Consider the following 24584-nt stretch of genomic DNA (forward strand, 5'->3'; position numbering starts at 1 on the left):
GCGGGCTCCTCACCATGAGGGTCTGATATCTCACCGCAAAACGCGACCTCATCCTGAGGGCCCGCCGTAGGCGGGCGTCTCGAAGGATGGGCCGCAGGCAAGCTGCCCGCCACGCTTTTCTTCATATGCGATAGCCCTGCCCTCCAGGGGAGGGTGACACCTTCAATGCGGCTCGAGCGCAGTCGACCATCCATCTGTCAACCCGCCATCCGGCCGGGGCGTCGTTCAAAGCAATGCGCGCGCTTTGGTCTTGAAGAGTTCATCATTGCCACCCATCTTGTGGCGCCCGCGGGGAGAAGAGTATCCTGCTTTTTCCGCGGCTTTTATGCGAGGACCTGGGATGGCTGGACCGGACGGAAGCGAGCAGTTTGTCAAAAAGCACGATTTCGTTTCGCCTCGGCCCTACACAATTGCCGGGCTTCTCGCCGCGGCGTTCGCGCTCACCGGTTGCGGACAGCCGACTTCGCAGGCGGGCGCCCCGCCGCCAGCGCCGGTCACCGTCGCTCAGCCGGTCAAGCGCACCGTCACCGATTGGGATGAGTTCACCGGCCGCTTCGAGGCGGTCGAGGAGGTGCAGGTGCGCCCCCGCGTCGGCGGCTTCGTCAACTCCGTCGAGTTCCAGGACGGCGCCATCGTGCACCAGGGCGATCTGCTCTACGTGATCGACCCGCGTCCGTTCGAGGCGGTGGCCGAACAGGCCGACGGCCAGCTGTCCGATGCGCGCGCCAAGGTGGAGCTTGCCAAGCGCGAGCTCGACCGCGGCCTGAACCTGGTTCAGACCAGCGCGGTCTCGGAGCAGGTCGTCGACCAGCGCCGCCAGGCCCTGCAGGCCGCACACGCCGCGGTGTCGCAGGCCGAAGGTGCGCTGAAGGCCGCCCGGCTCAATATCGAGTTCACGCATGTGACCGCGCCGATCACCGGCCGCGTCAGCCGCCATCTCGTCAGTCCCGGCAATCTCGTGCAGGGCAGTGACAACGGCTCGTCGACGCTGCTGACGTCGATCGTCACGCTCGATCCGATCTACGTCTATTTCGACATGGATGAGACCACGTTCATGAAGTACAGCAAGCTGTGGTTCGAGGGTAAGCGCCCGAGCTCGCGCGATACCGCGAACCCCGTGCAGGTGACGCTGGCCGGCGAGACCAAGCCGTCGCATGACGGCTCGATCAACTTCCTCGATAACCGCCTCGACGTCTCGACCGGCACGCTGCGCAGCCGCGCCGTGGTCAAGAACACCGATCTCTCGATCCTGCCCGGCCAGTTCGGCCGTATCAGGCTGATCGGCAGCGCGCCCTACGAGGCGCTGCTGATTCCGGACGTGGCGGTCGCGACCGACCAGTCCCGCAAGATCGTGTTCGTGGTCAAGCCTGACGACACCGTGGAAGCGCGTGCCGTGGTGCTCGGACCGCTGGACGAAGGTTTGCGCGTGATCCGCGAAGGCCTGAAGCCGGACGACCGCGTCATCGTCAACGGCATTCAGCGCGCCCGCGTCGGCGCCAAGGTCGCCCCGCAGACCGCGCCAGCGCCGGGCGGTGGCAAATCATGAACCTGGGCCGTCTCTCCATCAACCAGCCCATCCTGGCGATGGTGCTGTCGATCGTGCTGCTGATCGTCGGCGCGCTCGCCTACACCACGCTGCCGGTCTCCGAATATCCGCAGGTGGTGCCGCCGACCGTCGTGGTCACCACGCAATATCCGGGCGCGTCGGCGCAAACCGTGTCCGACACCGTCGCCGCTCCGATAGAGCAACAGATCAACGGCGTCGAGGACATGCTGTATCTCTACAGCCAGGCGACCTCGAACGGCCAGCTCACCATCACCGTCACCTTCAAGCTCGGCACCGACCTCGACAAGGCGCAGGTGCTGGTGCAGAACCGCGTCGCGATCGCGCAGCCGCAACTGCCCGACGAGGTGCAGCGCAACGGCGTCGTCACCCGCAAGAACTCGCCCGACATCCTGATGGTCGTGTTCATGCTGTCGCCGGACGACACCTTCGACCAGCTCTACATCTCCAACTACGCGCTGCTCCAGGTCCGCGACCAGCTGCTGCGGATCGACGGCGTCGGCGACATCCAGATCTTCGGCGCACGCGACTATTCGATGCGGCTCTGGCTCGATCCCGACCGGATCGCCAATCTCGGCCTGACCTCGGCCGAAGTGCTCGCCGCGATCCGGGCGCAGAACGTGCAGATCGCGGGCGGCCAGATCGCCGAACCTCCGATCGCCGACCGCGCCTTCCAGCCCAATCTCACCTTCACCGGGCGCTTGAAAGACCAGAAGCAGTTCGAGGATATCCTGATCAAGGCCGGCTCTGATGGCCGCACGGTGCGCCTGCGCGACGTCGCGCGCATCGAGCTCGGGGCGCTGGCGTATTCCACCAACAGCTTCCTGCTGCGCAAATCGGCGGTCGCCATGCTGGTGACGCAGCGGCCGGGATCGAACGCGCTCGCCACGGCAAAGAACATCTCCGACACCATGACGAAGCTCAAGGAGAGCTTTCCGAAGGGGCTCGACTACAATATCGGCTACAACCCGACCGAGTTCATCGCGCAGTCGGTCCACGAGCTGATCAAGACCATCTACGAGGCCATGCTGCTCGTGGTGATCGTCGTGCTGGTGTTCCTGCAAGGCTGGCGGCCGGCGATCATTCCGATCATCGCGATCCCGGTCTCGCTGGTCGGCACATTTGCAGTGATGGCGGCGCTGGGCTTCTCCATCAACAACCTTACCCTGTTCGGCCTCGTGCTCGCCGTCGGCATCGTGGTCGACGACGCCATCGTGGTGGTCGAGAATGTCGAGCGACATCTCGAGCACGGCATGAGCAGGCGCGATGCCGCGCTCAAGACCATGGAGGAGGTCGGCGGCGCGCTGGTCTCGATCGCGCTGGTGCTGTGTGCCGTGTTCGTCCCGACCGCGTTCTTAGGGGGCATATCCGGGCAATTCTTCCAGCAATTCGCCGTCACCATCGCGGTCGCGACCGCGATCTCCTGCTTCTGCTCGCTGACGCTGTCGCCGGCGCTGGCCTCGCTTCTCCTCGTTCCGCACGAGGAGAAGCGGCCGCCGGCGCGCTGGAATATCCTCGCCCGCGGCTGGAGCGCGTTCACGGGTGCCTTCAACCGCGTGTTCGACCGGCTGGCGCACGGCTATGCCGGTGTCGCCAATTTCGTCATCCGGCATTCTGTGGTGATGATCCTGATCTATGTGGTCCTGATCGGCAGTGCCGGCTGGCTGATCGGGACCACGCCGCAGGGCTTTATTCCGGCGCAGGACCGCGGCTACGTCATCATCTCCGTGCAATTGCCGGGTGCGGCCTCGCTGGCGCGCACCACCGAGGTCGTGCGCGAGATCGAGCGGATCTCGCTGGATACGCCGGGCATCGTCCGCGTCGCGGCCTTCGCCGGCTTCTCCGGCGCCACGCGCACGCAGGCCGGCAACGCTGCGGCGCTGTTCCCGGTATTCGAGGAGCCCGAGGCACGAATCAAGAAGGGGCTTACCGCAAATGCCATCACGGTCGAGCTGCGCAAGCGCCTGGCAGCGATCCAGGGCGCCTTCATCATCGTGATTCCGCCGCCGGCTGTGCCCGGCATCGGCACTGGCGGCGGCTTCACCATCCGCATCCAGGACCGCCAGGGTCGCGGGCCTGAACTGCTCGCCGCAGCCACCGACGAGCTCGTCGCCGCGGCGCGCAAATCGCCCTTGCTGCTCGCTCCGACGGTGTTCTCGCCGTTCTCGGCCAACACTCCGCAGCTCTTCGTCGACATCGACCGCACCAAGGCGCAGAAGCTCGGGGTGCCGATCGCCAACATCAACGACACGATCCAGACCTATTTCGGATCGACCTATGTCAACGACTTCAACCTGTTCGGCCGGACCTATCACGTCACCGCGCAGGCCGATTTCCCGTTCCGGAAAGAGCCGACCGACCTCGCGCGGCTACGCACGCGCAACGCCTCCGGCGACATGGTGATGCTCGGCAGCGTGGTCGACTTCAAGGATGTCTCCGGCCCTGACCGCGTCGCCCGCTACAATCTCTATGCAGCATCCGAGCTCCAGGGTGAGCCAGCGCCGGGCGTGAGCTCGACCACGGCGCTCAACACCATCAAGAAGCTTGCGGACGATACCTTGCCGAGCGGCTTCACTTTCGAATGGACCGACCTTTCCTACCAGCAAATCACCGGCGGCAATGCCGGCCTGCTGGTGTTCCCGATCTGCGTGCTGTTCGTCTATCTCGTGCTCGCCGCGCAATATGGCAGCTGGACGCTGCCGTTCGCGGTGATCCTGATCGTGCCGATGTGCCTGCTCGCTGCGACCATCGGTGTGCGCATCATGGGGCAGGACGTCAACATCCTCACCCAGATCGGATTTGTCGTTCTCGTGGGGCTCGCGGCGAAGAATGCGATCCTGATCGTTGAGTTTGCGCGCGACATCGAAAAAGAAGGCAAGCCGCGGCTGGAGGCCGTGATCGACGCCTGCCGCCTGCGCTTGCGGCCGATCCTGATGACCTCCTTCGCCTTCATCCTCGGCGTGCTGCCGCTGGTGATATCGTCCGGCTCGGGCTCGGAAATGCGTCAGGCTGTCGGCGTCGCCGTGTTCTTCGGCATGATCGGCGTCACCCTGTTCGGTCTTCTGTTCACACCGATCTTCTATGTGGTGGTGCGGAACCTGGCCGAGGGGCGGAACGACAAGAAGCCGGAGGTCGTGGCTCCATAGGGCCGGGGTTGACCACTGGCGTATCGACCACCTCGGTGTCGGGACGACGCCGTTTGCTTGGCGCTTCCTCCAACTAACGACCAACATGAAATGGATGGGCAGGCCCGGGGTTCTTCATTAGTATCCGCGCGATTTCAAAACAGAAAACTGCTGGGAGCCAACGAATGAAATCAGCACTTTTGGCCGCTGTCGCAACCTCTGCCCTGTTGCTGGCGGCGCCAGCCTCCGCGCAGGGCGTCAAGATCGGCATCCTCAACGACCAGTCCGGCGTCTATGCCGACTACGGCGGCAAGTACTCGGTCGAAGCCGCCAAGATGGCGATCGAGGATTTTGGCGGCGAAGTGCTCGGCCAGAAGGTCGAGATGATCACCGCCGATCACCAGAACAAGCCTGACCTCGCCACCTCCATTGCACGCCGCTGGTACGACGCCGACAATGTCGACATGATCACGGAACTCACGACATCGTCGGTGGCGCTGGCCGTGCAGGACCTGTCGAAGGAAAAGAAGAAGATCGACATCGTGGTCGGCGCGGCGACCTCGAGCATCACCGGCAGCGCCTGCTCGCCCTATGGCTTCCACTGGGCGTTCGATACCCATGCACTCGCGGTCGGTACCGGCGGTGCGCTGACCAAGGCCGGCGGCGATACCTGGTTCTTCCTCACCGCGGACTACGCCTTCGGCTACGCGCTGGAGAAGGACACCAGCGAGATCGTCACCCACAATGGCGGCAAGGTGCTCGGCTCGGTCCGCGTTCCGCTCAACTCGTCGGACTTCTCCTCCTTCCTGCTGCAGGCGCAGAGCTCGAAGGCGAAGATCGTCGGCCTCGCCAATGCGGGCCAGGACACCACCAACTCGATCAAGCAGGCGGCCGAGTTCGGCATCGTCTCCGGCGGCCAGAAGCTCGCCGGTCTGTTGATGACGCTTGCGGAGGTGAACGGCCTCGGGTTGCAGGCGGCGCAAGGCCTGGTCCTGACCGAAGGCTTCTATTGGGATCATGACGATGCGTCGCGGGCATTCTCCGAGCGCTTCTTCAAGCGCACCGGGAGAATGCCGAGCATGATCCACGCCGGCACCTATTCGGCGACGCTCAGCTACCTGAAGGCGGTGAAGGCCGCCGGCACCAAGGACACCGAAGCGGTCGCCAAGAAGCTGAAGGAGCTGCCGGTCGACGACGCCTTCGCCAAGGGCAAGGTGCTGCAGAACGGTCGCATGGTCCACGACATGTATCTGTTCGAGGTCAAGAAGCCCTCGGAATCGAAGAAGCCGTGGGACTACTACAAGCAGCTCGCCGTGGTCCCCGGCGACCAGGCCTTCCTTACCGCCAAGGAAAGCGGCTGCCCGCTGACCAAGTGAGGCGGGGACCGCGCTAATAGCTCCGCCGTCGTCCCGGCCTTCGCGCCGGGACGACACTGAGTGTGTTGAGGTTGCTCGAGCCTCACACCAGCCGCAGCACCACTGCCCCCAGAGCGCCTGCCCACAACGCAATCGCGGCGATGCCCTGGATCGCAAAGCCGGGGCCGCGCTTTGCGGCGGCCTTCGAATAGCCGATGAAATAGACGATGCGGCCGATGATCCAGACCGCTCCGATTCCGGCTGCGACGGCATCGCCGATATGGATCGCAAACAGCCAGAGTGCCGGCAGGAAGATCGGCATCCATTCCAGCGTGTTCATCTGGATGCGGAAGGCGCGCTCGAAATCGGGATGGCCTGTCATCGCCGGCACCCTGACGCCCGTTTTGGTCCGCGACCGCGAGACATTGATGCAGGTGAAGAAATAGAATGCGATCGCCAGCAGCGTGACGAGGGCGGTGAGATGATACATGGCGAATCCCTTTGAAGAGGTCGCGGTTCAATACCCGGTCAGCTCGAGATAGCCAACGCCGTCATGCGTGCCGGCGAAGCTGATCGGTCCTTCCCAATAGGAGAAGCCGGTCCCCATCCAGGCTTTGGGATTGAGCGGCTTGCAGCGGATCGAGAACGACCGCGAGGGAATCGCGATCTGCCATTCCACCGGCAGCTTGCGTCCCGCAACCTCCGCTGTTGCGCTCGGAAACATCTGGATGTCGTTGCCTGCAATCATCTGCGTGCCGCCTGCGGCGGTGATCCAGTTGCCGAACGGATAATTCCGGCCGTCCTTCTGCCGCAGCCGGTACAGCATCAGCTTGTCGCCGGATGACAGGTGCAGCGACAGCCAGTCCCAGCCGGTCTGGTCGGCGTCGAGCGGCTGGCTGCTCCATTCGCGGTCCATCCAGGCCTGGCCGGAGACATCGGCCGGCTTGTCGTCGATGGTGAGCGTGCCCCGCGCGCGGTAGAACGGCTGGCTGTAATAGTACGACGCTTGCCCGCGCTCCGACTTGCGGCTGTAGCCGCCATCGCCCTGCAGCACCACGGGACGATCGGCCTCCAGTGTCAGCGCGTAGCTGAAGTCGGTACCCGCGGCCTTCAGCGTCAGCGGCGCCAGGGTGCGATCGTCGCTGCGCTCGAGACCCTTCATCTCCCAATCGTCGATCCAGGCCGCAAACGGTTTTGCCGTGACGCCGGCCTGTCCGATCCCGCCGCGGGAAAATACCTCGTTGAAGCGGTGGGTGTCCGCGCGCGTCACTGCGGCGTGCGCCATCCAGATCTGCTGATTGGCCCAGCCTTCGCCCTGCGGTCCCGGCTGCGCCGCCTGACGGAACAGCGTCCATTGCAGGCCGCAAGCCGCGCCGCTCGCGTCGACGAGATTTGCCGTGAGATACCACCACTCGATGCGAAAATCAGGATGCGGCCCGTGATCGGCGGGAAAGGCGAACGTCTTTCCCGGCGTGACCTTCGCAAAGCCGTCGGCCGTCTCGCCGAGCCCGGCATAGCCTTGCGCGCCCGCACGGCGTGCAAGCGCGAGCGCAGCGATGCCGCCGAACAAAGCGCGCCGCGAGATTTTGTCAGCGCTCATTGGCAAACACCTTGACGAGGTTCGCCGGTTGCATCCGCGCCAGCCTTATCATCGGCAGCAGTGCCGCAAGCAGCGACGCGACCAGCGCCACCGCGACCAGCCCCACCAGTTGCGGCGGAAACACGTGGAACGGCAGCCGCCAGCCGAACGCCTTCACGTTGACGATCGCGATCAGGCACCACGCCACGAGCAGTCCGAGCGGCACGGCAAGGAGCGATGTGAACAGCGCGACCGACAGCGTCTTGGTCAGCTCGATCGCGGCGAGGCGCGGCCGCGTGATGCCGATCGCCCACAGCGGCGCGAGCTGCGGCAGGCGGGAATTCGCCAGCGTCAGCAGGCTGGTCAGCAGCGCGATGCCCGCGACGCCGAGCGTGAAGGCGTTCAGCGCAGACGTCACCGCAAAGGTGCGGTTGAAGATGCGGATCGATTCCGCCTTCACCGTCGCCTGGTCGGCGACGCTGCGGTCGTCGAGCGCAAACTGCTTCTGCAACGCCGCGATCAGGCCTGGGATGTTCTGCTTCGCGACGATGAGGCCGATCCGCGTCTGCGGCGTCTGCGGAAACTGTCGAATGAGCGCGGCGACGTTGACGGCGAGCTGCCCCTTGGGGTTGCCGTAATCGGCATAGATCCCGGCGATGTCGAGCTCCCAGCTCCCGCCCGGCGCCGGGACGTCGATGACATCGCCGACCCGGACGTTCAGGCGCCGGCTCAGCTGCTCGCTGATGAAGGCGGCGTTGCCCGGCACGAGCAGGGTCCAGGCGCGCGGCGCGGCTTCCAGCAGCGGCCAGCGCTCGCGATAGAGCGGGTGATCGGGTAGGCCGAGCAATTCGACCGGCTGGCCCTGAACCTGCGTCTCGGCGCGCCCGCCCGAGAGGATCGCCTGCACGTCGCTACGCTCCTTCAGCCAGCTCCGGATCGCGACGCCTTGCGCATTGTCGGAGGCGCTGATGTAGACGTCGGCCGCGAGCCGTCCGTTGAGCCAGCCGATGAAGGTGCGGCTGAACGTTTCCACCATGGTGGAGACCCCGACGTTGACGGCGAGCGCGAGCAGCAGCGCCATCAGTGCCAGCGACAATCCGGAAAGCTGCTGGCGGCTGTCCGCCCAGAACCACAGCGCCAGCGGGCCCCGTGCGAAACGCTGGCCCGCGAGCAGGAGGATCTCGAGGAAGGCCGGCAAGATCAGTGCCGCACCGAGCATCAGCGCTGCCAGCACGCCGAAGCCCGCGATCAGCGATTGTCCGTAGTGAAGCAGCAACAGTGCGACCGCGAACACGGCGCAGGCCGCTCCGCTCTGCAGGATCAGCCAGCGGCGCTGTCGCTGCTGCCAGGCATGCGGCTGCGCGGTGGCCAGCACCGGCATCCTGATCGCCTTGATCAGGCTGGTCGCCGCCGCAACAAGCGCGCCGGCAATGCTGATGCCAATGCCGGCGAGCCACCATTCAGGTCGCAAGCTGAGCTGTCCCGGGATCTGCGCGCCGTAGAGCCCGCGCAGCGACGCCGCAACGTCGGGCAAGAGCGCAGCCGCGATGAAATAGCCGCAGGCGAGCCCGATCAGTCCGGCGATCAGTGCCAATGCCACCAGCTCGACCACCAGCACGGTGTTGACCAGACGCGCCGAGGCACCGCAGGCTCGCAACGTCCGCAGCATCGGGAGCCGTTGTTCGAAAGCGAGGCCGACGGCGGAGTTGACGATGAAGAGGCCGACGAAGAACGACAGCAGGCCGAAGGCCGTGAGATTGAGATGGAAGCTGTCGGTGAGGCGTTCCAGCTCCGTCTCCGCATTGGGCTCGACCCGCTGCAATTGCTCGCCGACGACGCTTGCCAGCGGTGCGAGCTTGCCCCTGGGCTTGCCGATCAGCAGCCGCGAGACCTGGTCCGGCTTGTTCAGCAGCCGCTGCGCCACGCCGATGTCGACCACCAGCACATCGGGCACGAGCTGGGGCAATACGCGCAGCGGCGGCAGTGTTGCGCCGCTGCTGATCGCGGGTGCCGCGCCTTGCTGTTCCTGCAGATCGGCAAGCGTCTCTTGCGCGACCAATGTCTGGCCCGGCGCGGCAACAAAACTGCCCAGATCCGAAGCACCAAGGCGCGGCGCGTTGCCGACATCGGCCGGCAGCGTCACCGGCTCGATGCCGAGCAATCGCACTGCGCGTCCGTTGATCTGGACGCGTCCCTCCAGCATCGGCGAGACCGGCCAGCCGGCGCGGCGGAGCTTGACGAAAAGGTCCTGCGAGAAAGTCGCGGTATCAGGTGCGACCAGCATCGCCGTGCGAGTGCCGCCGAACGTTGCCGCGGCGCGATCATAGGCGTTGCGGGCCTGCTGGTTGATCGCCTGCACGCCGCTCCACAGCGCGGTCGCCGCGATCAGCCCGATCAGGAGCGTCGCAAACTGCATCTTGTGGCGCCGCCAATGGCTGAGCAGCACCGCGAGGATCCACAGCGCGCGCTTCATGCGATCCGCCCCGCGTGCAAGGTGACTTGGCGGTCGAGCGTTGCGGCCAGATGCAGGCTGTGCGTCACCATCAGGAAGCCGCAGCCGGTGCGGATGACGAGATCGCGCGTCAGGGCCAGCACGTCCTCGGCGGTCGACTCATCCAGATTGCCGGTCGGCTCGTCCGCGAGCAGCAACGATGGCCTTGTCGCCAGCGCCCGGCCGATCGCGACCCGTTGCTGCTGTCCGCCTGATAATTGTTCCGGATAACGCTTGAGCAGGCTGCCGAGACCGAGCCGCTCGATCAATTCCCTGGACCAGGCCGCATCGTGGCGGCCGGCGATCCGCGCCTGGAACGCGAGATTGTCCGCGACGGAAAGGCTCGGGATCAGATTGAACTGCTGAAAAACCAGGCCGATCCGGTCGCGGCGCAGCTGCGCGCGCCCGGCATCGGAAAGCTTGGTGACCTCCGTGTCTTCCAGCCGGATCGTGCCGCCATCGGCGGCATCGAGCCCCGCGACGAGGTGCAGCAGCGTGCTCTTGCCGCTGCCGGACTCGCCGGTCAGCGCGACGCGTTCGCCGGCCTTGAGATCGAGATCGACACCGCGCAGCACATGGACCGGCTCGCCGGCCGAAGAGAATGTCTTGGAGAGGTTTCGGATACTCAGCACGATGGATGGCGCCGGAAGGAATTAACGGAATTGCTGCGTAGCACACCTGCTGCGGAAATGCCGGGTTGCGTTGGTCTCGAAGCCGTTGTTAGCTCGCAAAACGACCAAATCAAAAAAGTGCCAAAAAGACGACGGGGAGAATCATGAGCGCTCAAGGAACGCCCAAGGTGGCGAGCGAGACGACCGGGACGCCAAAGGGAGCCTGGACCGTCACCTTTCTGCTGTTTCTGTTCATGCTGGTAAACTTCGCCGACAAGATCGTCGTCGGCCTCGCCGGCGTGCCGATCATGTCGGACCTGAAGCTCGAGCCGGAGCAGTTTGGCCTGCTCGGCTCCTCGTTCTTCTTCCTGTTCTCGATCTCCGCGATCGTTGTCGGCTTCATCGTCAACAAGGTGCCGACGCGCTGGGTGCTGCTCGCGCTCGCGGTGGTCTGGGCGCTGGCGCAGTTTCCGATGGTCGGCACCGTCTCCTTCACCACGCTCTTGATCTGCCGCATCGTGCTGGGCGCGGGCGAAGGCCCGGCCTTCTCGGTCGCCGCGCACGCGATCTACAAATGGTTTCCCGACGAGAAGCGGACGCTGCCGACCGCGATCCTGTCGCAGGGCTCGGCCTTCGGCGTCATCCTCGCGGTGCCGGCGCTGAACTGGGTCATCGTCAATCATTCCTGGCACTACGCCTTCGGCGCGCTCGGTGTCGTCGGCCTGATGTGGGTCTGTGCCTGGCTCGCGTTCGGCAAGGAAGGCCCGCTCGAGGATACCCAGGCTCTGGCGGCGGCCGAGACGAAGATTCCCTACATTCAGCTGCTCACCTCCCGCACGTTCCTCGGCTGCGTCGCGGCGACGTTCGGCGCTTACTGGGCGCTGTCGCTCGGGCTGACCTGGTTCACGCCGTTCATCATCAAGGGCCTCGGCTTCTCGCAGAGCCAGGCCGGCTGGATCTCGACCCTGCCATGGCTGTTCGGCGCCACCATCGTGATCCTGACCGGCTGGATCTCGCAGCTGATGATGGCCCGCGGCTCGACCACGCGCATCGCCCGCGGCGTGCTCGGCTCCGTGCCGCTGGTCATCGGCGGCCTGATCCTGGCCACGATGCCGCATGTCCAAGGCGCGGCCCTTCAGCTCACCTTGCTCGTGGTCGGAACGGGCCTGTGCGGCGCCATCTACGTGGTCTGCCCGCCGATGCTCGGCGAGTTCACGCCGACCTCGCAACGCGGCGCGATCCTCGCAATCTACGGCGCGCTCTACACGCTTTCGGGCATCATCGCGCCCGCCGTGATGGGCACCGTGATCCAGCGGGCTGGCAGCATGCTCGACGGCTACATGACCGGCTTCACCATCAACGCCGCGATCATGGTCGGCTCCGGTCTGCTCGGGCTGCTCCTGCTCTGGCCGAACACTGAAAAGGCCCGGCTGACCGGCGCCGCCGCGCCGCAGGCCGGCGCGTTGAAGGGCGCGGTGTCGCCGACGTAGGGTCGGTGTTTCGCCCGCTCCAATCAATAGCTTCGTCCCGGCAAAGGTCGGGACGACATCCAGTGTGTTGATGCGGGACGACGATTGAATTTGTAGCGACCTTCGCCGCTCACGAACCGGTTTTCGCCCGCCGTTCGGTGAACGGCGACAGCACCACCGTTGCGAGCATGAAGATCACGGACGCCCCGAATACCCAGTGCGGCGCGCTCTGGTCCATGATCCAGCCGAACAGCAGCGGGCTGACGATGCCGCCGAGATTGAAGCCGGTGGAGACGATGCCGAAGGCGCGGCCGGCGGCACCGGGCGGCGCGGCATTACGCACCAGCATGTCGCGCGAGGGCGCGATCACTCCGGAGAGGAAGCCCGCGGCCGTCATCGTCGCGGTCAAAGCCCAGCCCGGCAGCGTCACCAAAGCGATCAGCAGCACGATTCCCGCGTTCGCGGCAAAGCAGGCCGCGGCGACGTAGCCGTGACGCTCGGTATGGTCGGCGAGGAAGCCGCCCGCGAGCACGCCCGCTGCACTGGCGCCGAGAAACGCGGTGAGCGCGATATTGGCGGCCGAATAGGACGTGCCATAGCCGCTCATCAGCGCCACCACGCCGAAATTGTTGATGCCGGCGACCGACAGGCTGAGCAGCATGAACAGCGCCGTGAGCGTGATCAGCGCCGGGGTGATCACGGCCTGCTTCGGCGCGTTCGCTGCGCCCGGCTTTGCCTTGTGGGCACCGGCATCGGGAATGTTCATGACGACCAGCAGCAACGCCACCGCAACGCCGGTCGCACCCGCTGCGATCAAAGCCCCGACACCGCCGGACACGACAACCAGCGCGGCGACAATCGCCGGCGCCACCGCGCCGCCGAAGTAGCCGGCAAAGGTGTGGATCGAGAAGGCGCGGCCCATCCGCGCCTCGTCCATGTGCTCGGCGAGGATGGCGTAGTCGGCGGGATGGTAGACGCTGTTGGCGAGCCCGAGCAGCACGGCGCAGGCGATCAGCGAGGCGTAGCTGAGGTGCAGGCCGAGCAGGATCAGCGCGACGCCGCCGAGCGTGAGGCCGCCCAGCAGGATCCTTCGCGCGCCAAAATGATCGACGAGATAGCCGGTCGGCGCCTGCGTCAGCCCCGACACCACCGCGGACACGGTGAGCGCGAAGCCGAGCTCGATATAGCCGACGCCGAGCTGGCCTTTGAGGAACGGAAACAGCATCGGCAGGACCAGCAGATGGAAATGGCTGACCCAATGCGCGATCGAGATTCCGGTCAGCGTGCGCAGTGCACTGTCCGCCTTGCCTTGCTGCGGTGCAGCGAGAACGTCGACCATTGCAGTTCCGTTTTACGTTCCTTGGGGACGCGCAAACTATCGGGCACAGCGGTTATTTGTCCATGAACGCGGGCGCATGGCAGCTAGCGCGGGTCGGGGCGAAGGCGGAGTTTGCAGCGCGAGCAGGTGTTTAGAACGTCCGCCGTCGATCGCTGCTTACAGGGGCTCGTCATCCGGCCCGTAGCGGTCGCGCTTCGGCGTCGCGATGTCGCCGTCCTCGTAATCATCGTCGTCGGTGTCGCGCGGAGGCAGGGGCTTCTTCGCCTTGTCTTCCGCTGGCTTGTCGTCCGCAATTTTGGGCGGCGCGCTCGGCTTGCCGATCTTGGCCATGGCTGGTCCCGGATGGTGATGCGTCATCCGACCCTATCCCGAAAACATGTGGAGAGCCTGACCTATCTCAAGGGTCGCGACAACGACGTCAGCCGTGCACCACCGGCCCGCCGGCCTTCTTCCAGGCGTCGATGCCACCGGCGATATGCGCGGTGTTGGTGAGCCCGGCCTCCTTGGCGGCGGCCACCGCCATCGCCGAGCGTTCGCCGAAGGCGCAGAAGAACACGACGCGGCGGCCCGTCGCGGCCGCAACCTCGCGCAGCATGCCGCCGGGCTTCAGGCTATCCTCGACGGACGGATAGGGCGTGTGCAGTGCGCCCTCGAGCATGCCGTGCTTCATCCGCTCGTTGGTCTCGCGCAGATCGACCAGCAGGATATCGGGTCGCCCGAGGACGCGGATCGCCTCGACCGCGCTCAGCGCGCGGCCCTCCTTCTCCAGCTCCTCCTGATGCAGGCCGACATGCATGTTGGCGGGCACCGCGACGTCCATCATCTTCGGATTGGGCAGCTTCAGATTGGCCATCAGCTCGATATATTCGTCGACCGAGCGCACCTGGAGCCGCGGATTGTAGCGCTTCTCCTCGCCGATGGTGGAGACGGTGTCGCCCTTGTAGTCGTGCGCCGGGAACACCATCGTCTCGTCGGGCAGCTTGAGCAGGCGGTTGAAGATCGACTCGTACTGCGCACGCGACGAGCCGTTCTGAAAGTCGGTGCGGCCGGTGCCGCGGATCAGCAGCGTGTCGCCGGTGAAGACGCGGTCGCCCATCAGATAGGAATAGGAATCGTCGGTGTGGCCGGGCGTGTACATCACGTCGAGCGACAGGCCCTCGATCGTCACCTTGTCGCCGTCGGCGACCCGCATCGCCACAACGTCGGCCTTGGTCTGGTCGCCCATCACGGTCATGCAATGGGTGCGGTCGCGCAACTCGCCGAGGCCAGTGACGTGGTCGGCGTGGAGATGCGTGTCCACCGCCTTGACCAGCTTGAGGTCGAGCTCGCGCAGCAGCTGGCAGTAGCGGTCGACCTTCTCCAGCACGGGATCGAGGATCAGCGCCTCGCCGCCGGGGCGGCTCGCGAGGACGTAGCTGTAGGTGCCCGAAACGCTGTCGAAGAGTTGGCGGAAGATCATGGCAGGGAGTCCGGCAATGGAACTGATTTCCAAGATTCTACTATGCCGAGGGCTATAAAGAGAAGCAATTCACTGTGCAAACAAGAAAATTTAGAAGATTCTTATTGCGGTGACGAGCTCCTGTCCTGCCCTCAAACTCGACGGGGGAGGGCCCTACGGCCGCACCAGCGTATACCCGTTCTCGCTGAGGAACAGGATCTGCCCGACCCCGACCTGCACCGGCGTAGCAGCGGGAATGAACTCAGGCCGCTTGCCCGTCTCCCGCTCCATCGTATCGACCGTGTTGAGGCAGATATCGAAGCGCACGCCCTGCGCGATCAGGCTTTCCACCTGCTTGCGGCGTTCGCTGCCGGACAGCAGCAGAGCGATGCCGGGGCCGAACGCCACCACCTCGATCGCGACCTTGTCGGGATCGTAGGCCTTCAGCAAATTGTTGGCGACGCTGAGCACCAGCGCCTGCTTCTTCGCGTCGCCGTCGGAGAGCTGCAGCACGATCCTGTGCTCGGCGAACGGCTTGTCCTGCAGCGGCACCTGTTGCGCAAAAGCGAGCGGTGTCGCGGCGCAGGTGAGCAGCACAAGCGCCAGCGCGCGAAAGACGAGCGACTGCATCATCACTATTCCGCAATGCCGGGGTTGTCCTCGACGCCTTTCAACGTGACGCCGTACCCAAGCCGTTCCGGCAACGTCCGGCCCGAGCGCAGATATTTGCCGACGACGTCCCACACCGGCGCTCCTTGCTGGCCGTTGATCGAGGCCCAGCCGGCGACCTTGTAGCGGTGGTTCGCGCTGAGGGCTTTGCCGTTGCCGAGCTTGAGATCGGAGATGCGGCTGCCGATCGCGGACGTCGGCGTGCAGGTGTAGCTGAGCCCGCCGGCGCGCACCATGTCGCCGCCCTGCTGGTAGTATGGATCGGCATTGAAGAGATTGTCGCAGATGTCTTCCAGCACGTCCTTGATCTGGCCGCCGGTCATCGCCTGCACATAGGTCTCGGGATAGGTGATCGCGGTTTCCGCGAGCACATCCTCCATGGTCAGCGCCTGGCCGGACAGCGCGGTGACGCCCCAGCGAAAGCCCGGCGACAGCGCGATCTCGGCGTCGAGCTCGGTGCGCAGCGCGGTGCAGATCAATTCGTCGACGGGGCCGGAGAAATTGCCGCGGCGATAGAGCAGGCGGTCGAGCGTTGCGACCTTCTCCGACCAGTCGGTGACGTGCGGGGCGCGCAGTCGCCCGATCAGCTCGGCCATGGCGGGGTCGGGCTTGAGCAGCTCGGAATAGACCGGCAGCAGATGATATCGGACGTCGCCGACCTTGCCTTTTTCGAGCGTGAGATCGAGCACGCCCAAAAACTTCCCGTTGGAGCCGGCATTGGTGACGAGCGTCGTGCCGCCGGCATTCTTCACGGGGATGGGCTGCGGCACGGCGTCATGGGTGTGACCGCCGAGGATGACGTCGATGCCGGTGACCCGGCTCGCGAGCTTGAGGTCGACATCCATGCCGTTATGGGACAGCAGGATCACGGCATCGACCTTGTCGTGGCCGCGCAACGCGTCGACGTGCTTCTGCAATTCCTCCTCGCGGATGCCGAAGGTCCAGTCCGGCGTGAACCGTTTTGGATGCGCGATCGGCACGTAAGGGAAAGCCTGGCCGACGATCGCGACGCGATGGCCGCCGAGATCCTTGATCACAGACGGCTTGAACACGCGCCCCGTGGCCTTGTCGAAGGCGATCGCGTCGTTGAAGGCGGCTTCCTCGGTCAGGAAGACGTTCTGCGCCAGAAACTCGCCCTTGAAGCGCTCGAGATTGTCGCGCAGCACCTGCTCGCCATAGGTGAATTCCCAATGCCCGGTCATCGCCTCGATGCCGAGCAGATTGGCGACCTCGACCATGTCGCGGCCCTGCATGACATTGGCAAGCCCGGTGCCCTGCCAGAGATCGCCGCCGTCGACGAGCAGCGAACGGGCCTCGCCGACATCGCTGCGCAGACGATCGACCAGCGTCTTCAGATGAGCGAAGCCGCCGAGCTTGCCGAAGCGGCCCGCGGACTTCTCGAACTCCAGGCAGGTGAAGGCGTAGGCATCGGCACTGTTGGGCCGGATGCCGAATCGCTCGAGGAAGGCGCGGCCGACCAGGTGCGGCGGCCGGCCCGCCATCTCGCCGATGCCGATATTGACGCTGGGCTCGCGGAAATAGACCGGATTGAGCTGCGCATGGGTGTCGGTGAGGTGCAGGACCCGCGCATTGCCGAACCGTTCGAGGTCGTAGATGCCGGCGGTCTCAGCGCCGCGCGCAAGCTGCGGCAGGCCGAGCGATGCGGCCGCAAGGCCTGCACCCTTCAGGAAATCGCGGCGGCGGATCGCCATCCAGAAATTCTCCGCGCCCCTCAATGGTCGCAAGGCTGTTCCACTGGCGAACAGTCTAGCGGATTTCCATCGCCTTCCAGGCTTCTTTTTCGGACGTGGCCTGGAAGATCGACGCCTTGGCCAGCGCCTCGGCCTCCCTGGCTGCGGCCACGGCACGGTCGAAATCGCCGCCGTCCCCCGCCTTCTTCGCCGCGGCCAGCGCCGAGACGGTCACGGTCCATTGGTGACGCAAGCCGGCAGCCTCCTTCGATGCGGCGTCCGCGGCAGCGTAGGCCGCCTTGTAATCCGCCTCATTTGCCGCGCGCGCCGCCGGCGCGAGGCCCAGGGCGAGCATGGGGGCGAGCAGCATGGCCAGGACAAATGACCACTTCATGGCCGCGCTCCCGGGCCCGATATCGGCAGGCCGTTGGCGACGTAGGAGAGGAAATATTCGACGTCGCGATATTCATCCGCCTGCGGCTCCAGCGGAACCGCGCGAGTCTGGCTGTTGCAGGTGACGAAGCGGCGGCTGGTCGTGCCCATGCCGCTCCATTCGGAGCGGTAGATCGGCATCGCGTTCAGGATGCCGAGCGCCGGCGCCAGGATCTCGGCGCGGATACGTTCGCCCGGGCTCTGCACATGGCAGCTCGCGCAGGAAAAATTCATCTGGCCGCGGCGGGTGTAGAAATAGCGCTTGCCGTTCTCGAATGCCGCCAGTGCGCGCGGATCATCGGGAATCTTGATGTCCATCGGCTTGCCGCGCGAGGTGAACGCCATGTAGGCGGTGAGCGAGGCCATCTCGTCCTTGACGTAGGAATAGGGCGCCTCGCCATTGGCTTCGCGGCAGCGGTTGAGCGCGAGCTCCAGCGTGACGACCTTGCCTTCCTTCGTGTCGAAGTAAGGATAGTTCTGGCGGATGCCGATGCCGCCGTTCGGGAAGCAGTCGGCATAGGTCTTGCCGTTCTTGAACGGCGTCGTGAACATGTCCTTGCCGGCGTCGAGCGCGAACTCGTAAGGCGGGAATTCCTCTTTCTCCTGCCACTGCCGCTTCATGTCGGCATTCATCGAATAGGGACCGTTGACGAAATCCTCGTGCTTCACGTTGGGGAATTTCTGGAAGAAGAAGTTCTGGAACGCTTTCGCGTCGGCCACGGGATCGACCTTGTCGGCGGCCACCACGCGCGGAGAGGTGAGGGCGAACGCGACGAGCGCGGCGCCGAGCGAGCCAAGCAGGAGGGCGGACCGGGCCTTCATCACGAGATCTTCGCGGTGGTCGTATCCGACGCACCCTTGTTGTCGGTCCAGGATACCCTGAGGTCGTCGCCCTTCCTGGCGCCCTTGAAGCTGAACTTGACGTAGGGGTCCTTGGAGACCGCGGTGCCCCAATCGGCGATGAAGACGTCCTTGCCGTTACATTCGAACTTCAGCTCCTGGATGAAATGCGCCGGGATCAGTTCGCCCTTGGAATCCTTGACGAAGCCGGAGTCCATGGGATGCTGGATCAGCGCCTGCACCTCGGTGGTGTCGCCGTTGGCGGTGGCGCGGACGCGAATGCTGGATGCCATCTCGGTTCTCCCTAGCCGCCGCAGCCGCCGACGGTGACCTTGACCTCTTTGGTCGCGCTGTAGAGCTTGCCGTCGGCTTCCACGATCGCGGTCAATTTGGTGGTCTTTGCCATCTTCAGGCGGTTGGCGACACTCGGCATGGTGCCGTCGGGAATCCTGTAGCTTGCCGCGAGCGCGTTCGGATTCTCGGCCACGAAGAACGAGATCGAGGTGACCTTGTCGAGCGTCGTCGTCACCGAGATCGGCACGACGCCGCCGTTTTCGGCGATCTCGGGGGCATCGAGCTTGACCTTGTCGGATGGCTCGGCGGTCTTGCCATAGAGCGCCTTGATCGCATCGGCCTCGTTCTTCTGCTTGAAGGCGTCTTCCGGATATTTGTCGTTGGCCGCGGCGCGGGCGGGAGCGAACGGCAGATTGCCAAGGCCGAGCAGCGCGACCGAGGCCGCGCCCTGAAGGAGCAGGCGCCGCGTCGGATGAGGGCCGGTGGTCGTGGTCATCAGAGGTCTCCTGGACAATCTCTTGGCGTGCCGGCGGTCACAGTGTTTGCAGGAAATCAACGATCGCGCTGATTTCCTGCTCGGTCAAAATCCTGTTCCGGCCGAACGGCGGCATCATGGTCTGCGGATTGCGCTTGGTCTCGTCGAAGATGATCGCGGTCAGTTCGTTGCGGTCGGGGTACTTCGCCTTGAGGTCCTTCAGTTCCGGCCCGATCGTGCCCGGCAGGTCGCCGCCCTTGATGACGTGGCAGGTCAGGCAATTGCCCTTGCCGCGGTCGAAGGCGAGCTTCTGGCCCTCGGCCACGGCGGATTGCGCCAGCGCCGGGCCGGCGAGGCCGGCGGCGAAGGCCAGCAGGAGGAGCAGGGCAGGCGTCCGGGAAAAAGCGGTCAAGGCGTCATTCCGAGGCGTTATGTCGTTGGTCTCGATCGCGGAAATAGAAGCGTTCCAAAGCACAAAGGGCATCGCCTGACAATCAAGACTATGCACGGGGCAAAATGGAGTTAATATCTTCCGCATTGCAACTAAAGAGATTGTCTGTTCGGCGGGTTTGGCCCCGAGAGTAAGGTCACTGGCGCGGGGGGCGGCTGTTTTCTCGGCGTATTTCCTGGACGTGTTTCCTCGACGTGTTTCCTGGGCGTTTGGGCGCTCATCCTGTTTTCATCGCGTTCTCGTTTTTTCAAGGGGACCTCACTTGGCGGACTATGTCGTCGAATTTGGCAGGGATGGCGGACGGGTCGAGCCGGACGGCCGGCTCGATGCGCCGGCATTTCATCGCAATCACGAACCGCTCTGGGCAGCACTGCAGAAGCATCTTGCGGGCTGCACCGGCAACGTCGTCGAGCTCGGCAGCGGAACCGGCCAGCATGTGGTCCATTTTGCCCGCCATTCGCCGGGCCTGATCTGGTGGCCCAGCGACCTCAACCAGCGCCACCTCAAGAGCATCGAGGCCTGGCGCGTTCATTCGGGCCTGCAAAACATCCGCTCGCCGCTGCGGATCGATCTCACCGATCCGGACTGGTGTCCTGAGATGAAAAGCGGACAGGCGCCGACAAGCCTTGCCGCATTGTTCTGCGCCAATGTCATCCACATCGCGCCATGGAGCGTGGCCGAGGGCCTGTTCGCCGGCGCCGGCCGCCACCTGCGGGCGGACGGCAAGCTGTTCCTCTACGGCCCGTTCAAGCGCGACGGCAAGCACACTGCGCTCAGCAATGCGGTGTTCGACACGTCCTTGCGCGAAGGCAATCCCGATTGGGGCGTGCGCGACATCAGCGATGTCGAGACGCTCGCTCGCGGGGTTGGCCTCCGTCTCGTCGATACGATCGACATGCCCGCCAATAATCTCACGCTGGTGTTTGCGCGGGCTTGAGGCGCGGCGTTGCTGCGAAAGCCGCTCGGCCTCTATGGTTCGAGACGCGCCGTAAGGCGGCGCTCCTCACCATGAGGGTCTAGGACTTCGCCGCGAAACGAGACCTCATCCTGAGGAGTCGCGGAGCGACGTCTCGAAGGATGGCCGCGAAGCTCCTGCATCTCAGAACACTAGCCCGTCACGCCTCGCCGTCCCGCCAGCCGATCTTGTCCTTCAGGAACCGGAAGCCGAGCACCTCGAAGCCGGCGCGCTCCCTGTTGTCCTTGCCGTAGCCGTGGCCGCCGGCTTCCGGCTCGTAGAACCAGGCCTCATAACCCATCGCCTGGAGTTTTGCCGTCATCTTGCGCGCATGGCCGGGATGGACGCGGTCGTCGCGCCGCGTGGTGGCGATCAGGATCGGCGGATAGGTTTGGCCGGCTTTGACGTTGTGATAGGCCGAGTAGGTCTTCAGCCAGTCCCACTCCTCCGGCTTGTCTGGGTCGCCATATTCCGCGATCCAGCTCGCGCCGGCGAGCAGCCTGGTGTAGCGGCGCATGTCGATCAGCGGGATGGTGCAGAACAGCGCGCCGAACCGTTCGGGGTAGCGCACCAGCATGTTGGTGATGAGGATTCCGCCGTTCGATCCGCCTTGCGCGGCGATGCGCTTTGCGCGCGTCACGCCGCGGCGGACCAGATCGGCGGCAACGGCCGCGAAATCATCGTGCGACAGCTTCTTGCCGGCGAGCCGGCCGGCATCGTGCCAGCGCGTGCCGAATTCGCCGCCGCCGCGCAAATTCGCCTGCACCGTCGTGCCGCCGCGCTCCAGCCACAGCTTGCCGAGCGAGGCGTTATAATAGGGCTTCACCGAATGGGCGAAGCCGCCATAGGCGCTCATATAGACCGGCGCATCCCCGGTCTCGCCGGCGGGACCGGTCTGAACATAGGGAATGCGCTCGCCGTCGATCGAGATCGCCTCGTGCTGCGTCACCACCAGACCGTCGGCGGTGAACGTCTTCGGCGCCTGTTTCAGCACGGCCGGACCTGCAACGCCGCGCTCCATCAGCAGCAGCGACGGCGGCGTCAGCGGGTCCTGCACATTGGCGAGCAAATCGCCATTGCTTTCGGAGGGATGGCGGTCGAGCGGCCAGATGTCGATGACGCCGATTTGCGGCAGGCCGCCAAGTGTCTCGCGGCTCCAGCCGGTGGCTGATGGCGTGCAGATCTCGAAGCGCGGCCTGAGCTCGTCGAGGATCGAGAGCACTAGCCTGTCCGCCGCCCAGAAGAAGCCCTGGACGGCGCGGCGCGGCGCCGGCTCGAACAGCACCGTGAATTCGCGGCCGCCGGCCAGAAAGACCGAAAGCGAGATGCCGAGCACGGCATCGGCCTTGTACGTCCGTCCGTCCACCGACCAATCCGCGCGCGGCTTGATCGTGAGCCAGTCGCCCTGGGCCTGCAGTTCTATGTTGGTGGGAAGGTCCATCTTCGAGAGCGGACCGGTCTGGTCTCCGATCGAGACGCTGAAGTTGAAGAAATCCAGCATGCGGCCGAACCATATCGTTCGGTTTGATGTCATGCGATCGACATGGCAATACGCCGCCATATCGCTCGCCGAGGCTTCGAACAGCACCGTGGCCTGTTCGACCGGTTGGCCGCGCCGCCACAGCCGCACGGTTCGTGCATAGCCGGATGTCGTCGCCATGCCCTCGCCATGGGCGCTCGCCAGCAGCAGCGCGTCGGCATCGAGCCAGTCCACGCCGCCTTTCGCTTCCGGCAACGCAAAACCGTCCGCAACGAAGCTCTTCGTATCGAGGTCGAATTCGCGCAAGGTCACGGCGTCGCTGCCGCCGCGCGACAGGCTCAGAATGGCACGCGAGCTTCCCGGCATCGTGGCGATGCCGCTCAGCAGCCAGTCTTCGCCTTCCTTCGCGGCGAGCCGGTCGACATCCAGCATGATCTCCCACGCCGGATCGGCCTTGCGAAATTCCGCCAGCGTGGTCCGCCGCCACAGGCCGCGCGGATTGGTGGCGTCCTTCCAGAGGTTGTGCAGATCGTCGCCGCGCCGGCTGACATAGGGAATGTTATCCGGGCGATCGTAGATCGCCGCGAGAATGTCACGGTCGCGCGCGAAGGCTGCGCCGCCGAACGCGTCGAGCGTCAGGCCGTTCTGCCGCGCGACGAAATCGAGCGCCTGCTTGCCTTCGATCTCCTCCAGCCAGAGCCAGGGATCGTCGTCGGGAGCGCTGAGCGTGGGCCTGTCGTCGACGGTCATGAACGAAACTCCCGGAAGATTGCGGCGGATAGGATTTGATCGAGCGCAAGCCGTCAAGAGCGCGGCCCGCTATCATCCGTTTGATTGCGTCAGAGGCATGGCCTGCGCCCGTTTGCGCCGGTTGCCCGCCCTCCCGCGCCCCTCCATAGTGCCGGGAATCAACAGAGCCCCTTGAAGGCCCTTTGGGGCGGAAATGCCGATGCTAGACGTGACTTCAGCCAACGAGATCGTCGACGACGTCCGCGTGCGCGCCAACGTGGTGCGCCTTGCCGCCGCGCAGGCGCTGACCGGCGCCAACTCGGCGGTGATCTTCGCGACGGGCTCGATCGTCGGCGCCACGCTCGCGCCGGACATGTCGTTCGCGACCGTGCCGATCTCGATGTATGTGCTTGGGCTCGCCGCTGGCACGCTGCCGACCGGTGCGATCTCGCGCCGCTTCGGCCGCCGCGCCGCCTTCATCGTCGGCACGGGTCTGGGCACGCTCACCGGCCTGTGCGGCTCCTTCGCGATCCTGCGCGGCTCGTTCGCGCTGTTCTGTCTGGCGACCTTCCTCGGCGGTCTCTACGGCGCGGTGGCGCAATCCTATCGCTTCGCCGCCGCCGACGGCGCCAGCGCAGCTTACCGGCCCAAGGCGGTGTCGTGGGTGATGGCGGGCGGCGTGTTTGCCGGCGTGCTCGGTCCGCAGCTCGTGCAATGGACCATGGACGTCTGGTCGCCCTATCTGTTCGCCTTCAGCTTCCTGGTGCAGGCGGCGGTGGCGTTGGTCGCCATGGGCATCGTCGCCGGCGTCGACATGCCGAAGCCGGCCCCGGCCGATCTGCATGGCGGCCGTCCGCTCATGACGATCGTGACCCAGCCGCGCTTCATCGCGGCCGCTTTGTGCGGCGTCATCTCCTATCCCATGATGAACCTGGTGATGACTTCGGCGCCGCTCGCCATGAAGCTGTGCGGGCTGAGCGTCAGCGATTCCAATTTCGGCATTCAATGGCACATCGTCGCCATGTACGGGCCGAGCTTCTTTACGGGCGCACTGATAAGCCGCCTCGGCGCGCCCAAGACCGTCGCGATTGGCCTGTTGCTGGAAGCCGGAGCGGCCACCATTGGTCTTTCCGGCATCACCGCGATGCACTTCTGGGCCACGCTGATCGTGCTCGGTATCGGCTGGAATTTCTCCTTCATCGGCGCCTCCGCGCTGGTGCTGGAGACGCACCGGCCGCAGGAGCGCAACAAGGTGCAGGCCTTCAACGATTTCCTGGTGTTCGGCATGATGGCGATCGGCTCGTTCTCGTCCGGCCAGTTGCTCGCCAATTACGGCTGGTCCGCGGTGAACATGGTGGTGTTCCCGCCGGTGGTGCTCGGCCTCGTCGTGCTCTTGCTGGTCTCCAGGGCGCGCCGCCGCAAGGCGCGGCTGGAAGCGGCGATGGGCGAGTTCCCGGATGCGATCTGAGTTGGCAGGAGGCTGTCAGCAGCGTTGATACTTCGATCGCGGTCGAAGTGATTTTCTGCTCCCACGTCGATACATGATGGTCGTCATGGACAGAAAATCACAACGCGGGGGATGCGAAGGAGAAGCGCA

21 protein-coding genes are annotated in these 24584 nt (G+C 65.2%); 6 read left to right on the forward strand and 15 right to left on the reverse strand.

Features of this window, described 5'->3' with window-relative positions; translation table 11 throughout:
- Nucleotides 1-340 precede the first annotated feature (340 nt).
- The 3 genes from OC450_RS33820 to OC450_RS33830 all read left to right on the forward strand — a co-directional run bounded on the left by OC450_RS33820 (nt 341) and on the right by OC450_RS33830 (nt 6065).
- Nucleotides 341-1546 (forward strand): efflux RND transporter periplasmic adaptor subunit, encoded by a 1206-nt coding sequence (locus OC450_RS33820; RefSeq protein ID WP_211384066.1) that lies wholly within the window; start codon nt 341-343, stop codon nt 1544-1546.
- The gene (locus tag OC450_RS33825; RefSeq protein WP_211384067.1) at nt 1543-4710 is read left to right on the forward strand and encodes an efflux RND transporter permease subunit; all 3168 of its coding nucleotides are present in this window, start codon (nt 1543-1545) and stop codon (nt 4708-4710) included. The genes OC450_RS33820 and OC450_RS33825 overlap by 4 nt, the downstream gene beginning before the upstream one ends.
- A gap of 164 nt (nt 4711-4874) precedes the next feature.
- A complete protein-coding gene (locus OC450_RS33830; RefSeq protein ID WP_211384068.1) occupies nt 4875-6065 on the forward strand; it encodes an ABC transporter substrate-binding protein in 1191 nt (396 codons plus the stop codon).
- An 82-nt stretch (nt 6066-6147) separates the two neighbouring features.
- On the opposite strand, the gene OC450_RS33835 is transcribed toward OC450_RS33830, so the two are convergent.
- The 4 genes from OC450_RS33835 to OC450_RS33850 are packed head-to-tail and all read right to left on the reverse strand — an operon-like array spanning nt 6148 to nt 10746.
- Nucleotides 6148-6534 carry an MAPEG family protein gene (locus tag OC450_RS33835; RefSeq protein ID WP_256808872.1) on the reverse strand — a complete coding sequence of 129 codons (387 nt, stop codon included), beginning with the start codon at nt 6532-6534 and terminating at the stop codon, nt 6148-6150.
- 27 nt (nt 6535-6561) lie between these two features.
- A complete protein-coding gene (locus OC450_RS33840; protein ID WP_211384070.1) occupies nt 6562-7644 on the reverse strand; it encodes a lipocalin-like domain-containing protein in 1083 nt (360 codons plus the stop codon).
- Nucleotides 7634-10096, reverse strand: a complete 2463-nt coding sequence (locus tag OC450_RS33845) for an ABC transporter permease (RefSeq protein ID WP_262049456.1) — start codon at nt 10094-10096, stop codon at nt 7634-7636. The genes OC450_RS33840 and OC450_RS33845 overlap by 11 nt, the downstream gene beginning before the upstream one ends.
- Complete coding sequence (locus OC450_RS33850) at nt 10093-10746, reverse strand: ABC transporter ATP-binding protein (protein ID WP_262049457.1); 654 nt, start codon at nt 10744-10746, stop codon at nt 10093-10095. Before OC450_RS33850 ends, OC450_RS33845 begins: the two co-directional genes overlap by 4 nt.
- A 143-nt stretch (nt 10747-10889) precedes the next feature.
- Here OC450_RS33850 and OC450_RS33855 point away from each other — a divergent pair, with 143 nt between their 5' ends.
- Entirely contained in the window at nt 10890-12215 is a 1326-nt protein-coding gene (locus OC450_RS33855) for an MFS transporter (RefSeq protein ID WP_262049458.1), read from the forward strand.
- Nucleotides 12216-12324: 109 nt separating this feature from the next.
- On the opposite strand, the gene OC450_RS33860 is transcribed toward OC450_RS33855, so the two are convergent.
- The 10 genes from OC450_RS33860 to soxX all read right to left on the reverse strand — a co-directional run bounded on the left by OC450_RS33860 (nt 12325) and on the right by soxX (nt 19784).
- The gene (locus OC450_RS33860) at nt 12325-13533 is read right to left on the reverse strand and encodes an MFS transporter (protein WP_211384074.1); all 1209 of its coding nucleotides are present in this window, start codon (nt 13531-13533) and stop codon (nt 12325-12327) included.
- A gap of 156 nt (nt 13534-13689) precedes the next feature.
- A complete protein-coding gene (locus OC450_RS33865; RefSeq protein WP_262049459.1) occupies nt 13690-13863 on the reverse strand; it encodes a hypothetical protein in 174 nt (57 codons plus the stop codon).
- Between the two features lie 88 nt (nt 13864-13951).
- Nucleotides 13952-14992, reverse strand: a complete 1041-nt coding sequence (locus OC450_RS33870) for an MBL fold metallo-hydrolase (RefSeq protein ID WP_211384075.1) — start codon at nt 14990-14992, stop codon at nt 13952-13954.
- Between the two features lie 153 nt (nt 14993-15145).
- Nucleotides 15146-15604, reverse strand: coding sequence for a hypothetical protein (locus OC450_RS33875; protein WP_211384076.1), 459 nt, complete (start codon nt 15602-15604; stop codon nt 15146-15148).
- Between the two features lie 2 nt (nt 15605-15606).
- Complete coding sequence (gene soxB, locus OC450_RS33880) at nt 15607-17352, reverse strand: thiosulfohydrolase SoxB (RefSeq protein WP_262049460.1); 1746 nt, start codon at nt 17350-17352, stop codon at nt 15607-15609.
- 55 nt (nt 17353-17407) lie between these two features.
- Nucleotides 17408-17725, reverse strand: a complete 318-nt coding sequence (locus OC450_RS33885) for a hypothetical protein (RefSeq protein ID WP_211384078.1) — start codon at nt 17723-17725, stop codon at nt 17408-17410.
- The gene (gene soxA / locus OC450_RS33890; protein WP_211384079.1) at nt 17722-18585 is read right to left on the reverse strand and encodes a sulfur oxidation c-type cytochrome SoxA; all 864 of its coding nucleotides are present in this window, start codon (nt 18583-18585) and stop codon (nt 17722-17724) included. The genes OC450_RS33885 and soxA overlap by 4 nt, the downstream gene beginning before the upstream one ends.
- Nucleotides 18585-18896 carry a thiosulfate oxidation carrier complex protein SoxZ gene (gene soxZ, locus OC450_RS33895; RefSeq protein WP_262049461.1) on the reverse strand — a complete coding sequence of 104 codons (312 nt, stop codon included), beginning with the start codon at nt 18894-18896 and terminating at the stop codon, nt 18585-18587. The genes soxA and soxZ overlap by 1 nt, the downstream gene beginning before the upstream one ends.
- A gap of 11 nt (nt 18897-18907) precedes the next feature.
- The gene (gene soxY, locus OC450_RS33900; protein ID WP_211384081.1) at nt 18908-19393 is read right to left on the reverse strand and encodes a thiosulfate oxidation carrier protein SoxY; all 486 of its coding nucleotides are present in this window, start codon (nt 19391-19393) and stop codon (nt 18908-18910) included.
- A gap of 37 nt (nt 19394-19430) precedes the next feature.
- A complete protein-coding gene (soxX, locus tag OC450_RS33905; protein WP_262049462.1) occupies nt 19431-19784 on the reverse strand; it encodes a sulfur oxidation c-type cytochrome SoxX in 354 nt (117 codons plus the stop codon).
- A 301-nt stretch (nt 19785-20085) separates the two neighbouring features.
- Between soxX and OC450_RS33910 the strand changes: the two genes are divergently transcribed.
- Nucleotides 20086-20760, forward strand: a complete 675-nt coding sequence (locus OC450_RS33910) for a DUF938 domain-containing protein (RefSeq protein ID WP_211384083.1) — start codon at nt 20086-20088, stop codon at nt 20758-20760.
- Between the two features lie 178 nt (nt 20761-20938).
- On the opposite strand, the gene OC450_RS33915 is transcribed toward OC450_RS33910, so the two are convergent.
- On the reverse strand, nt 20939-23008 hold the full coding sequence (locus OC450_RS33915; protein WP_262049463.1) for a prolyl oligopeptidase family serine peptidase: 2070 nt from the start codon (nt 23006-23008) through the stop codon (nt 20939-20941).
- A 199-nt stretch (nt 23009-23207) separates the two neighbouring features.
- Between OC450_RS33915 and OC450_RS33920 the strand changes: the two genes are divergently transcribed.
- Nucleotides 23208-24455 (forward strand): MFS transporter, encoded by a 1248-nt coding sequence (locus tag OC450_RS33920; RefSeq protein WP_211384085.1) that lies wholly within the window; start codon nt 23208-23210, stop codon nt 24453-24455.
- The last annotated feature ends 129 nt before the right edge of the window (nt 24456-24584 follow it).

Source organism: Bradyrhizobium sp. Bra78, from assembly GCF_024519855.1.
Taxonomy (GTDB): Bacteria; Pseudomonadota; Alphaproteobacteria; order Rhizobiales; family Xanthobacteraceae; genus Bradyrhizobium; species Bradyrhizobium japonicum_G.

Bases quoted from the DNA above. Each gene is read 5' to 3' on its own strand.
- OC450_RS33820 (WP_211384066.1), top strand. From the start codon at position 341: ATGGCTGGACCGGACGGAAGCGAGCAGTTTGTCAAAAAGCACGATTTC.
- OC450_RS33825 (WP_211384067.1), top strand. From the start codon at position 1,543: ATGAACCTGGGCCGTCTCTCCATCAACCAGCCCATCCTGGCGATGGTG.
- OC450_RS33830 (WP_211384068.1), top strand. From the start codon at position 4,875: ATGAAATCAGCACTTTTGGCCGCTGTCGCAACCTCTGCCCTGTTGCTG.
- OC450_RS33835 (WP_256808872.1), bottom strand. From the start codon at position 6,534: ATGTATCATCTCACCGCCCTCGTCACGCTGCTGGCGATCGCATTCTAT.
- OC450_RS33840 (WP_211384070.1), bottom strand. From the start codon at position 7,644: ATGAGCGCTGACAAAATCTCGCGGCGCGCTTTGTTCGGCGGCATCGCT.
- OC450_RS33845 (WP_262049456.1), bottom strand. From the start codon at position 10,096: ATGAAGCGCGCGCTGTGGATCCTCGCGGTGCTGCTCAGCCATTGGCGG.
- OC450_RS33855 (WP_262049458.1), top strand. From the start codon at position 10,890: ATGAGCGCTCAAGGAACGCCCAAGGTGGCGAGCGAGACGACCGGGACG.
- OC450_RS33860 (WP_211384074.1), bottom strand. From the start codon at position 13,533: ATGGTCGACGTTCTCGCTGCACCGCAGCAAGGCAAGGCGGACAGTGCA.
- OC450_RS33865 (WP_262049459.1), bottom strand. From the start codon at position 13,863: ATGGCCAAGATCGGCAAGCCGAGCGCGCCGCCCAAAATTGCGGACGAC.
- OC450_RS33870 (WP_211384075.1), bottom strand. From the start codon at position 14,992: ATGATCTTCCGCCAACTCTTCGACAGCGTTTCGGGCACCTACAGCTAC.
- OC450_RS33875 (WP_211384076.1), bottom strand. From the start codon at position 15,604: ATGATGCAGTCGCTCGTCTTTCGCGCGCTGGCGCTTGTGCTGCTCACC.
- soxB (WP_262049460.1), bottom strand. From the start codon at position 17,352: ATGGCGATCCGCCGCCGCGATTTCCTGAAGGGTGCAGGCCTTGCGGCC.
- OC450_RS33885 (WP_211384078.1), bottom strand. From the start codon at position 17,725: ATGAAGTGGTCATTTGTCCTGGCCATGCTGCTCGCCCCCATGCTCGCC.
- soxA (WP_211384079.1), bottom strand. From the start codon at position 18,585: ATGAAGGCCCGGTCCGCCCTCCTGCTTGGCTCGCTCGGCGCCGCGCTC.
- soxZ (WP_262049461.1), bottom strand. From the start codon at position 18,896: ATGGCATCCAGCATTCGCGTCCGCGCCACCGCCAACGGCGACACCACC.
- soxY (WP_211384081.1), bottom strand. From the start codon at position 19,393: ATGACCACGACCACCGGCCCTCATCCGACGCGGCGCCTGCTCCTTCAG.
- OC450_RS33915 (WP_262049463.1), bottom strand. From the start codon at position 23,008: ATGACCGTCGACGACAGGCCCACGCTCAGCGCTCCCGACGACGATCCC.
- OC450_RS33920 (WP_211384085.1), top strand. From the start codon at position 23,208: ATGCTAGACGTGACTTCAGCCAACGAGATCGTCGACGACGTCCGCGTG.